The 11,883-nt window shown below is 67.9% G+C and carries 10 protein-coding genes; 5 read left to right on the plus strand and 5 right to left on the minus strand.

What is annotated here, in order from left to right; all coding sequences use genetic code 11:
• Positions 1-18: 18 nt before the first annotated feature.
• On the minus strand, positions 19-1,827 hold the full coding sequence (locus tag L593_RS03900; RefSeq protein ID WP_020445630.1) for a heme-binding protein: 1,809 nt from the start codon (positions 1,825-1,827) through the stop codon (positions 19-21).
• A 279-nt stretch (positions 1,828-2,106) separates the two neighbouring features.
• Between L593_RS03900 and L593_RS03905 the strand changes: the two genes are divergently transcribed.
• On the plus strand, positions 2,107-2,628 hold the full coding sequence (locus L593_RS03905; protein WP_020445631.1) for a PadR family transcriptional regulator: 522 nt from the start codon (positions 2,107-2,109) through the stop codon (positions 2,626-2,628).
• Positions 2,629-2,838: 210 nt separating this feature from the next.
• On the opposite strand, the gene L593_RS03910 is transcribed toward L593_RS03905, so the two are convergent.
• The 4 genes from L593_RS03910 to L593_RS03925 all read right to left on the minus strand — a co-directional run bounded on the left by L593_RS03910 (position 2,839) and on the right by L593_RS03925 (position 7,691).
• Positions 2,839-4,611 carry a site-2 protease family protein gene (locus tag L593_RS03910; protein ID WP_020445632.1) on the minus strand — a complete coding sequence of 591 codons (1,773 nt, stop codon included), beginning with the start codon at positions 4,609-4,611 and terminating at the stop codon, positions 2,839-2,841.
• An 82-nt stretch (positions 4,612-4,693) separates the two neighbouring features.
• Positions 4,694-6,547 carry a lysine--tRNA ligase gene (gene lysS / locus L593_RS03915; protein WP_020445633.1) on the minus strand — a complete coding sequence of 618 codons (1,854 nt, stop codon included), beginning with the start codon at positions 6,545-6,547 and terminating at the stop codon, positions 4,694-4,696.
• A complete protein-coding gene (gene pyrH, locus L593_RS03920; RefSeq protein ID WP_020445634.1) occupies positions 6,544-7,290 on the minus strand; it encodes a UMP kinase in 747 nt (248 codons plus the stop codon). The genes lysS and pyrH overlap by 4 nt, the downstream gene beginning before the upstream one ends.
• Positions 7,291-7,376: 86 nt before the next feature.
• Positions 7,377-7,691 carry a hypothetical protein gene (locus L593_RS03925; protein ID WP_020445635.1) on the minus strand — a complete coding sequence of 105 codons (315 nt, stop codon included), beginning with the start codon at positions 7,689-7,691 and terminating at the stop codon, positions 7,377-7,379.
• Positions 7,692-7,833: 142 nt separating this feature from the next.
• Between L593_RS03925 and L593_RS03930 the strand changes: the two genes are divergently transcribed.
• The 4 genes from L593_RS03930 to L593_RS03945 all read left to right on the plus strand — a co-directional run bounded on the left by L593_RS03930 (position 7,834) and on the right by L593_RS03945 (position 11,871).
• The gene (locus L593_RS03930) at positions 7,834-8,826 is read left to right on the plus strand and encodes a DUF5784 family protein (protein ID WP_020445636.1); all 993 of its coding nucleotides are present in this window, start codon (positions 7,834-7,836) and stop codon (positions 8,824-8,826) included.
• A gap of 661 nt (positions 8,827-9,487) precedes the next feature.
• The gene (locus tag L593_RS16425; RefSeq protein ID WP_049894289.1) at positions 9,488-10,264 is read left to right on the plus strand and encodes a DUF5806 family protein; all 777 of its coding nucleotides are present in this window, start codon (positions 9,488-9,490) and stop codon (positions 10,262-10,264) included.
• Positions 10,265-10,376: 112 nt separating this feature from the next.
• Positions 10,377-11,273, plus strand: coding sequence for a hypothetical protein (locus L593_RS03940; RefSeq protein WP_020445638.1), 897 nt, complete (start codon positions 10,377-10,379; stop codon positions 11,271-11,273).
• Positions 11,274-11,454: 181 nt separating this feature from the next.
• Positions 11,455-11,871, plus strand: a complete 417-nt coding sequence (locus tag L593_RS03945; protein WP_020445639.1) for a hotdog domain-containing protein — start codon at positions 11,455-11,457, stop codon at positions 11,869-11,871.
• Positions 11,872-11,883 lie beyond the last annotated feature (12 nt).

An 11,883-nucleotide genomic window follows, 5' to 3' on the forward strand; every position in this document is an offset into this window, starting at 1 on the left:
GCACCGAGGATCCGCGGATCAGGCCAGGAAGACGTGGCGCGGGCGGTCCGCGAGCACGTCGCGGCCCCACTCGACGGTGTCCGCGAAGGCGTCGGAGCGGAAGAATTCCATCGCGTCGTCCTTGCTCGCCCACTGCGAGGCGATGAACATGTCGTTGGGATCCTCGCGGTTGGCGTACAGCGTCGTCTCGCGGTGGCCGTCCATGTCGCCGAGCAGGTCGCCGACGACGTCGAACTGCTCGGTGAAGTCCTCACGGTGCTCTGGCTTGACGGTATAGAACATTCCCATCGTGCCGAAGCCCTCGCCCTCGCCGGCTTCCCGGACGATGCCCGGCAAGTCGGAGAGGTAGTCGCTAGCCGTGCCGGCGGCGTCCTCGGTGTCCCAGAGGGAGACGACGGCTGGCTGGGCGTCGCGCCCGGCATCGTCGCGGCCCTCGTCGGTGGCCTCGTAGACCTCGGTGCCGCGGTGGGTGTCGTAGCGGTCGAAGCCGTCCGCGAGGTCCTCGACCTCCGCGGCCAGTTCGTCGACGTCGGCCTCGGAGTAACACACGAGCGCGAACACGTCCTCGCCGTGGGGCGTGCCGGCGTAGATGCCCTGCTCCTCGAGGTCGGCGCGGATGCCCGGATCGGTGGACGCTGCGGTGCCACCGTCGCCCTGCGCGTCGGCGTCTCCTGCAGCGGCGTCGCTGGCCGCATCCGATTCCTCCTCCCCGTCCGCTACCGCGTCACCGACCGGTCCGACCTGGGTCTCGACGGCGCCGGCAATCTCCGCGAGGAACCCGCTGGCGGTGTCGGCCGCCGACGAGGTCTCCCAGACGGAGACGACCGCCGCGCCGTCGTCCGTCGGGTGGACCTCGGTGCCGCGGTGGGTGTCGTAGTGCTCGAAGTTGCCACGGAGTCCGTCCACCTCCTCCTGGACGGCCTCGGCGTCGGCCTCGGACGTGACGAGGACGGCGTGGCCGTCCGCGGGCGGCTCGACCTCGAGGTCGGCGAGGGCCTCGTCGAGCGCGGATCGACCGGCGTCGCCGTCCTCGGCCGAAGGATCTGTCGTCGGCACGCGCTCCCCGGCAAGGAAGGGCTCCAGGTCGGCGGGCAGGAACTGTCGGCCGGAGTAGAACGGGCCGAACTCCGCGAACCGCGAACTGGAGGGATCGAAGCGCATCTCGTAGAGCAGGTCCTTCACGTCCGTCGGGTCGTCGGCGAACAGCGTGATGCCCCACTCGAAGTCGTCGAGACCGACGGAGCCGGAGATGATCTGGCTGACCTTGCCCGCGTAGGAGCGGCCGATGTCGCCGTGAGCGTCCATGTACTCCGCGCGCTCCTCGAAGGAGAGGTCGTACCAGTTCTGCTCTGGCTCGCGGCGCTTGTCCATCGGATAGAAACTCACGAACTCCGAGTCGGGAATCTCGGGGTAGAGCCGCGACTCGATGTAGTTCCGGATGCCCGGATCCGCCTCGGCGTCGGGATCGAAGTAGTCCTCCGCGCCAGTGTAGCCGGAGGCCTCCGTGACGGAGACGTAGGACGCCGTGCGCTCGGTGTAGCCCGCGAGCGCGGTCTGGGCGAACTGTCGCTCGAGGTAGTCCAGGTCGTCGAGGGTCGGCCGGAGGTGGACGACCATGAGGTCCGCCTCGTGGCCAAGCACGGCGAACACGGCTGAGTCGCCACCGTCGGCGTCCGCGACGGCGACTGCGTCTTCGAGATACTCGCGGCCCTCGGCGATCGCGCGGTCGCGCTCCCGTTCGGGCGCCTCGCGCCAGGCGTCCCAGTCGACCGTCCGTAGGTCGTGGAGCACGTACCAGCCCTCGTCGGTTTCGGGCGGTCGTGGCATGGGAGGGCCTTCGCGGTCGGGGCCTTTGTCCCTTGCGAGTCGCCGCTCGCTGGCGTCCGCAAGGGACCCCACAGTGAGGGGTTCGTGCAATTGCGATCCGCTATCGAGCACCTCCCGACACATTTTTTGCTAAAATTGGAAATATTCTCGACGGGCTGGACTCCGCAGGCTCGGGGTCCTGCCTGGACGTTCGGACAGTATGGACCGGCTTCGCTTCCACGAATGTAAGCGGTACAGGAACCGAAACCCCTTTTCTCGCGCGCAAACGACGAGTGACAAATGGAGCACAGTGGGCCACCGAAGGGCCTCGTTTCTTACCTCGTGTTGGAGCTACTCGAAGAGAAGCCGCGCTACGGCTACGAGATTCTAAAAGAAATCGAGGCGATCAGCGGTGGCCACTGGGAGCCCTCCTACGGCTCCGTCTACCCCGTCCTCTACAAGTTCGAAGAGGAAGGGTGGGCAGAGCGCATCGAGCGCGAAGACGAGCCGGATCGCAAGTACTTCCAGCTCACCGCCGATGGCGAGGACGAACTCGCTGACCGCCGCGAGGAGAGCGCCGGCAAGGCCCACGACTTCGCGGACACCATCCTCGGGTTCTACCACGTCTACGTCGCGCTCGCCCGCGACGAGCGCCTCGACGTTCCCTGCAAGCCCGACGCCTGGTGCTTCGACGAGGAGTTCAGCGCCTGGATGATCGAGCAGATGATTCGCCACCACGAGCGGGACTTCGGCGAGTTCGAGCGTATCGACGCCACCCCCGAGGAGTTCTACGCGGCCCACGGCGTCGAGATGGACGACTGAGTGTCGAGGGCTGCGGTGGGGACCACCGACGGCGACCGCCGCCCTGCGATCGACGACCCGCGACCGCCGCCCGCGACTGACGGCCTGTGATCGACGACCAGAAACAGGTGACCCGCCACCGATGACCCGCGAGAGAGGAGCCGCAACCGCCGACACGCAAGAGGTCACCCGCGACCGACGAGCCACCCGTTCCAGGTGGCCGCCGCTCGCCTACAGGAAGTACCGCGGCCCGAAGATCATCACGACTAGCCCGAGGCCCATCAGCAGGCCGACGGAGACCGTGATCACCTTCGTCAGCGCGAAGTCCGCCTCGACCGGCAACCGGGAGACGATCGACTCCGCGCCGGTCCGGAGGATGTGGCCGCCGTCCAGCGGGAAAGCCGGGATGCAGTTGAAGAAGCCGAGGTTGATGTTGATCCACCCGATCCAGAACAGCGCCGTCGCGAGCAGGAACACGCCGTCGCCGAGGAACGCCAGTGGCCCCTCGACGACGTAGAACGACTGGATCTGGTCGGTGAAGCCGGCGAAGTTGAACGGGAGGGCGTTGCCACCCGCGAAGCCCGCGATCGGCAGGAAGACGGCGTAGAACGTCTTGCCGACGAAAGAGTCGGTCGGGAGCCCATCGACGGAGCCGTCCCCGCCGAGGACGGCGAGGTAGTTCCCGGCGGGGTAGTACCGCACCCCGAGGTCGTCCACGGTGAGGCCGTCGATGCCCGGATAGCCACGCACACCGAGGTACGCCTCGCCGTCGTCTCGGCCCATCTCCACGTCGAAGGTCTGGCGGTCGCCCTCGACGTAGCCGACGACCGTGACGGTCTCGCCGGGCTCCAGCCCGTCGATGGCTTCGCCGATGTCCTCCTGATCGACGATCCGTTCCTCGCCCATCGAGACGATGGTCAGGTCGTCGTTTCGGGACGCCCCGGCGTCCGCGAGCGGACCGTCGGGAACGACGACGACCCGAGCACCGACGGTGATCGCCACGTCGTGGGTCGCAGTGTCGTTCTCGACCGTCAGCGTGGCGCGATCGCCTGCCGCCCGGAGCTGCTCACGGAAGGCCGGGGTCGTGCTGACGGCGGTGCCGTCGACCGCGACCACCTCGCTGCCCGCGTCGACGCCGCTGTCCTCGAGCGCACCGGTGACGATCAAGCGCCGGTCGACGCTGAGGCGCTCGCCGTCGCCGGTCTCGATCGTGATCCGGCGGTCGGACTCGTTGGCGAGGACGGCCTGGAGTTCCTCGTTCGTCTCGACGGACTGGTTCTCGACCGCGACGATGCGATCCCCGCCACTGATGCCGGCCTCGTCGGCGGGGGAGCCCGAGAGCGCACCGCCGACGCCCGCGCCGGCGGCGAGCCCGATCGAGCCGATCACCGGCCCGAAGAGGAGCGCGAACGCCAGCACCGTGATCAGGAAGTTGTTGGTGACGCCGGCGGCGAACATCCGCGAGCGGCCGCCGCGATTGGCCTTCCGCTGGCTCTCCTCGTCCGGTTCGACGAACGCGCCCATCGGAATAATCGACAGCAGCGCCAGCCCCATCGACTCGATCTCGATGTCCTCGACCCGACAGAGCAGGCCGTGACCTCCCTCGTGCACGACCAGCCCGACGAGCAAGCCCAGCAGGATCTCGGGGGCGACCTCCAGCGGTAGAAAGTCGTTGAATCCCGGAATCACGACGACGTTCCGTGGCTCCGTGACCTGGGAGGCGGAGCCGGGGTTCTGGATCGTGAGGATCGCCGAGAGAATCACGAAGAGGAAGGACAGGACCATCACGACGAGCGCGATCCCGAGGCCGACGTTGGCCCACGCACGCCAGAACCGCTTGGGCCGCGCGAGCCAGTCGAGGACGTCCTTGCCTCGCTGGGTGTGCAGCGTCAGGAGCGGACCACTGACGTGGACCCACTCTGGCAGGACCCCCTGGCGATCGAGCGTCACCGCCAGCAACCAGTAGGCGAGGATCCCGACGACGATCCACAGCACGAGGTTCATTGATCACTGGTCGGGGGCGTGCTGTCAAAGGGTTGGCGGAGCCGACCGACGGACGGGGTCCGGCCGCGCTGGATCGAGACGACTACCCCTCCCGTCGCAGCCGCCGCAGGACGAACGCCTCGTCGAGCTTCGCGAGAAAATTGCCGAGCTGCGGGCCCTCCTCCTGGTCGAAGAAGAGCCGGTACCCCGTCGCGAAGAACTCGCCGACGTCGAGGTCGTGGCGCTTGGCGGCCTCGTAGACCTCGCCCTGGATCGCGTCGGGATCGTCGTTCGCGGCGATGAAATCGGCGAGGTCGTCGAGCGCCGCCTCGGTGTCGGCATCGATGTCGATATCGGGCATCGACTCGCGCTTGAGTTCGTAGTTGTACTCGTTGTCCGTGCTGCGGGCCCACTCCCGGGCGCGTTCGACGCGGTCCAGGGCCTCCTCGACGGCCCACTCCGGAGCGTCGTCTGGGACGTGGCCTTCTCGCCGGGCGATCTCCTCGCGGAGTTCCGGATCGTCGGTCATGCCGAGCACGGCGGCGAAGGGATAGGGGATGCGGATCCGTTCCTCGCGCACTTCGTCGACGAGGAATGGGTAGACGCGCTCCGCGAACGCCACCTCGGCCTCTGTCGCGTCGAGGGAGTCGGCGGTGGCGCCCTCCGCCGCGGCGAAGTACAGCCGCTCGATGCGGTCGAACTCGGCGACCAGCTGGTCGAGGTGCTCGATCGAGAAGTCCCGGGCCTTCGACGGGTCCTTCGCGAAGAAGTATCGGACGACCTCCGGCTCGATCAACTCGAGGACCTCCGAGACCAGGACGACGTGACCGCCCGAGGAGGAGAAGGGCTCGCCGTCGAGCGTGAACCACTCGTAGACCATGGGGAGCGGCGGCTCGATTTCGAAGACCGTCTCCGCGACGTCGACGCCGCTCGGCCAGGAGCCCTCGGCGTGATCCTTGCCGAACGGTTCGAAGTCGACGCCGAGTTCCGCCCACTGGGCGACCCACTCGAAGCGCCAGGGCAGCTTCCCCTCGCGGAGCGTCGCGGTGCCCTCGTGCCCGCAGCCCTCGATCGTGTCGTCGCCGGCGTCGAGGTCCGTACAGCGGTAGTCGACGGTGCCGATCGGCGTGGCACTGGCATCGTCAGAGTCGGTCTCGGCCGTCGGGTCGTCGGCCCCGGGGACGGGGCCGCCAGCATCGAGATCGACTGACGTGACCGTCTCGGTGAGCTTCCCGCACTCCTCGCAGATCGGGTTGAACGGGACGTAGTCCTCGTCGACCTTGTCCTGGTACTGCGCAAGCGTTTCGCGAGCGAGGTCCTCCCGTTCGAGGACGAGTCGTGTCTGGTCGTCGAGCGCCCCCGATTCGTACAGCTCCGTGTTCGAGACCACGTCGACCGGCACCTGCAGTTGCTCGGCGATGCCGGCGATCAGCGTCGAGAAGTGGGCGCCGTAGGAGTCACAGCAGCCGAACGGATCGGGAATGTCGGTGTAGGGTTTGCCGAGGTTCTGTCCGAGTGCGGCGGCGTCGACGTCGCCCAGCCCGACGATCTCGCCGTCGAGGTCCGCGAGTTTGCGGGGGAGTCCGCGGAGCGGGTCGCGGTCGTCCGTCGTGAAGATCTGGCGCACCTCGAACCCGCGCTCCCGGAGGACCTCGGCGACGAAGTAGGGGAGGACGATCTCGTTGGCGTTGCCGAGGTGGGGGATGCCCGACGGCGAGATGCCGCCCTTGATCACGATCGGTTCCTCGGGGTCCCGGGCCTCAATCTGATCCGCTATCTCGTCCGCCCAGAAGGAGTGGTACCCGGCGTCGGCGTCCTGGGTCTGTTCGGCGTCCTCGCCGCCGGTCGCCTGCAGGGTGTAGGGATCCGCGTCGTCGCTGGCGGAGAGGTCGTCGTCGCTCCCGGTGGCGGGAGCGCCGGTCGTCGATCGCTCGCCCGCGTCGTCGTCAGTGCTCATTCGTCCCCGCCGGCGGCGTCGGTCACCGAGCCAGTGCTCCAGTCGTCGGGGTCGGCGCCGCCGTTTTCCGGCAGCACGTCGGTTCCGTCGTGCTCGCCGGTCTCGACGGCCCGCTGGATCCGCTCCGGTTCGGTGCCGTCGAGGACGATCGTCCGGAGACCCGAGCGCTGGATCACCTTCGCGGCGAGCAAGTCGACCGGCGCGGCGGCGCCCGCGTTCATCTCGATGCCAGCGATGCGCTCGACGAGGTCGGCGGCGGAGATCTCGGGGATGTGCTCGGCGTCGGGATCTTTCTTCGGATCGGCGGTGTAGACGCCCGAGACGCTCGTACCGTAGACGAGGAGGTCGGCGTCGACGTACTCCGCGAGTGCGGCGCTGACGGCGTCGGTCGTCTGGGCCGGCGCGACGCCACCCATCACCGCGACGTCGCCGCGGCGGAGCGCCACGCTGGCCTCGTCGTAGGTCTCCGGCGGCGTCTGGACGGCGGCCTCGCCGATCGCTTCGATCAGGAGCCGCGCGTTCAGCCGCGTCGCCGCGATCCCGATGTCGTCGAGCTTCATCTCGTTGGCGCCAAGCTCGCGGGCGACCTCGATGTACTCGAGCGCGGTCGATCCGCCGCCGACCACGACCGACACCTCGTGGCCGGCGTCGTGCAGCGCTTCGACGACTGCCGCGTGGGCTGCGACGCGCTCGGGATCCCCCGGCGAGAGCACGCTTCCACCCACCGAAACGACGACGTTCATGTTGGCAACGGCTACCCGGAGCCCGCTCTTAAGGATTGTCAAGGCTGGATGGGGTCGAATCGCGGTCGCCAGTGTCGGACAGGCGTTCAGGACCAGACGAACATGTAGGAGTACGAGAGGAAGAAGTACAGCAGGATGATGACGACGGTCAGCTTCACGTGCAGCGTGAACAGGTCGTGGCTCTCCTCGTCGTACTCCTCCTCGTAGCGCTCGCGCTGGGCGGGGTCCATCGCTTCGGGGTGCTCGACGCCCACGTGGAGGATCCAGAGCCGCTCGGTCTGCAGTGGGTACTCACAGTAGGGGCAGCGATAGATCTCCGCGCCGTCGGGCACGTCGAGGTCGGCGTCGTCGGGGACGTGCCCGCCGACCTCGTCGGGGAGCGGGGTCTCGGCGGTGGCCATTGCCTGAACGTTACGACCCCGAGCCAAAGTGTCCTGCGTTCGGCCCGAACCCGCTCGTGACGACGGGGACCCGCACGAATCCCCCGCGGTATGCCAACTCACCACCCGGAACCGGTATCCGGGCCGGATGCCAACAACAGGTGTGGCGAGTCCCCTCCGATTCCGGTACGATCCCGCAGGCTGGTCCGACAAGCGGGTACGCCGGGAACTGTATGCTTCTCTCGACGACTACGCCGGCGTGACCTGGGTCGAACCCGAGCACGACCTCCACGGCTGGGAGGCCGCGCGATTCGAACTCGACAACGGCGACCTCGCGCTGTTCGTCTGGCGCGACGGCGAGGCCTACTGGCTCGGCAACACCGAGACGCCGAGCGCGCTCTGGCGGACGAACAAGCACGGCTGGGAGGAGGTCCCCTTCGAGCTGGCCCGCTGGGCGCGCAAGGAGCTCCTCGTCGATCTCTACGATCGAGCGCCGTGGCTCGAGAACTACGAGTACCTCACCTGGTTCTTCCTCCCCGTCCTGATGAGCAAGGACGGCACGGAGACCGCGCTGAAGTTCTTCAAAGAGCACGCTGCGGGGTTCCCGAACGCCTCCCGCGAAGCCGGCCTGGAATTCTACGACGAGTTCCTCAAATCCGGCGTCTTCGAGGACGACCGCGAGACGATGGCCGGGAAGCTCGGTACCAGCGGCCGGCTGGACCTCACGCGGATGCGCGCCGCGATGGGCGAGTTCACCGTCGGCAAGGTGCTCCACGACGCCGGCTATGTCTTCGAGCCAGAGATCGAACTCGGCAGCGGCTACGCGCTGGACTACCGCGTCGACGACACCCTCGTGGAGGTCGCCCGGCCGCAGCCGCCTGCCAAGCGCTCGAACGCGAACACCCCGATCGCGGCGGTCAAGGAGACCGCTCGCTCGAAGGGTCGCGGGCAGCTGGACACCCACGCTGGCGCCCTGCTCGTCGTGGACTGTACCAGCTTCCCCGACGACGCGTGGCGGTCGCTCCGCGCCGAGCAGCCCAACCTCCCCTACCAACCGACGCTCGTGATCCGCGCGAGGCCGGAGGGTCGGATCGAGGGCTTCGAGGTCGGGAAGGTCCCAATCGACGTCGCGGACGCGGTCGACCTCCCGAACTGAGCGACTGTTCGTCTCCAGGTCCCGATTTCCCCGTCAGCGCCGCACAACGCTTTTGCTCGCCGGCAGGGAACCCGGGTGCATGACCGAGGAGTCGTCCGGCGACGCGGACGAGCGGGACGCCGACGAGGGGCCAGCCGACGACGAGGAGCACGCAGACGACGAGTTCCTCGACGAGCGCGGCCTCGCACCCGCCAGGAGCGAGGAGGAACCGGACGTCGAAGCAGCGAAGGCCGAACTCGAGGCCGTGGGCACCGGGCCGGACGACGAGGATGAGGACCCTGATCGCGACGACGGCGAAGTGTCAGCGCACGATGGCGACGAAGGGTCAGCGCACGACGAGGGCCGAGAGGTGGAGCACGACGACGGCGTAGGGGCTGAACAAGGCCTGGGCGTAGGGCCAGAGCGCGACGACGGCGAAGCGCTCGGGCGCGACGACGATGTCGAAGGCGAAGGACCCGACGCCGACGATTCGCCGGCGATCGAGATCGTCGACGAGTCGGACGAGGGAGACGACGACCCGACGCCCGAGTCAGGGACCGACGCCGAGGCACCCAAAGCAGCCGGGGAGCCAGCAGCCGCCGGGGAGTCGACAGCCGCCGAGGCACCGGACGACGGAGCCGAGGACGAAACGGAGGGCGACGACGATCCGAACCCCGAGGATCTGGTTCGCGACCCCGACGAGCCACAGGTTACCAGTTCGCTCGAAGACGAAGTCGATACCGACGAGCGAGCAGCGGACGACGATGCGACCGACGACGCCGACGCTGCTGACGAGGAGGCTGCTGCCGAGTCGGCGGCCCCAGCCGGAGCGACGGCGGACGCGGCGCAGGCCGAACCCGACACCGAAGCCGCCGAGGAAGAAACGGACGCGTCCGACGACTCGGCAGCAGCCGACGAACCCGACCACCAGCCCGGCGTCCCCTCCGACGTCCAGAAGTACGATCGCTTCAAGAAGGTCGACGGCTCGCAGTACGACCGCGTCAACGAGTTCCTCCGCGATCGGACCTACATCACCGCCCGCGAGTGGGCGATCGCCCGGCTGTGCTCGGACTTCCGCACGGAGACCGGCGTGGAGATGACGAAGATCGGCGAGAACCTGCCCGAACTCGTCCCCTTCATGACCGACACGTACACGCCCCAGGCCGTGAACCAGGCCCGCTCTTCGTTCGAGGACAAGGTCCGGACCGCCGGGGCGACCTTCCTCTACGGTGCGATGAGCGACTTCTTCACCGCCGAGGAACTCGACGACGTGATGTACGAGGCCACCGAGGTCGCGAAGTTCCTGCTGGAGGTCGAGGGCGTGGAACTCTCGGTCGAGGACGAACTCGAGGCAGAGGACCGCATCTCCGCGGTGATGCGGGAGGTCAGGTCGTCGAGCGCGGAACTCCGGCACGAGCGGTGTCCGGAGTGCGGCGCGGAGCTGTCCGGCGGGGACTGAGTCGACGCGGCCAAGAGGCGAGACGGGGCATTGCCCCAGGCGAGTTTCGTGGCGTTTCTCGGCAGGAAACGGTGCGCCCGGCTATAGGCAACCCACCGTCGAAGGGAATCGTATGCCCTCCCACGGCAACCGCAGCAGACGGACGGTACTACTCGCAGCAGGCGGAACGCTCGCAAGTGCACTCGCAGGGTGCGCTGACGTCGCCTCGAAACTCCCCGGAGACGACGGCGACGACAGCACAGAGTCGACACTCCGGGCTCGCATCGAGGACTACTTCGCGGCGGTCGAAGGAGAGAACCCCGACGCACTGGCAGAGGTCGTACACCCCTCCAGTCCGATGCACCCGGACTACTGGGACGACAACGACGACTGGGAGTTCCAGGGCTACGCCACCGAGGACGGCGCGACGAACGTGGACTACGAAATCGACGCGGTTCAGACGGACGCGACGGTGGCGGACGTCCGGACGCTCGAGTACGCCGAGTTCTGGTTCGAGGGCGACGAACTCGAGACGATTCTCGACGGCGAGGACGTCGCGATCGTCGAACTGGACTCCGACGTCCTCGAGGCCAACGAGCAGGATCACTGGGTCTTCGCGACCGCCGACGGCGAATGGCGGCTCTTCTTGGCCAGCACCGAATCGTCGGTCCCGACCGACCCCGAGGACGCCTTCCAAGAGCCGATCCACGACCAGGCGAACGACGTCGTCGACCGGATCGACTGGGACTACGAGCCGTCGTCCGACGGCGAGGGGCGCGAGCAAAACACCGAGTGGGCTCGCGTCGTGCTCACCGACGACCCGGGTATCGACGCCGACACGATTCGCGTCGAGTCGACGATCGCCGACGCCGAGGCCGAGTTCTACAGCGAGCAGAACGGCCCAGTGTCATCCACCTGGGCGGGGAGTTGGGCGTCGATCCCGCTGCATCCCGAGGGCGACCAGATCGTCGTGACCGCGATCGACGACGGCGAGGAGACAGTAGTACACCGCGTGCACTACGAGGGCTGAGCAGTCCGCCCACGCCACCCTCCACCACGGCGATCCCGCTGACGCTGCTTCCGACCCTCCGACCCCGGTGCACGCCGTCACCCGTCGTATGGACTGCCAGGAAGCGTCTCCCACTGCAGCCAGTAAGATGTAGCTATGCGCGCGCGGGACGTTTTTCGAGGATCACGTCGAATCACCTGTCATGACGGAGCATCCTGACGGGCCACCCGAGGTCCCGGTAGTCGGGGACGGCCTGACGCACGAGCGATCGTTCACCACCGAGGAGGTCCTCGAATACGGTCGACTCACGGGCGACGACCAGCCGATCCACACCGAACCCGACGAGGACGGACGGCTCGTCGTCCAGGGGCTGCTCACCGGCTCGCTCGCCACGAAGATCGGTGGCGACCTGAACTACGTCGCGCGGACGATGGAGTTCGAGTTCCGGAAACCAGTGTACACCGGCGAGCGGATCACCTGCGAGTGCACGGTCGAGTCCCGGTCGGAGCAGGAAGACCGCTACCTGCTGGAGATCGACGTCGAATACCGGAACGACGGCGGCGACGTCGTCGCCGCGGGAGCGACATCGGGAGTCATCTGGAAGCAGAACGCTCAGTAATCCGCGTAGGCG

The organism is Salinarchaeum sp. Harcht-Bsk1, from assembly GCF_000403645.1.
GTDB lineage: Archaea > Halobacteriota > Halobacteria > Halobacteriales > Salinarchaeaceae > Salinarchaeum.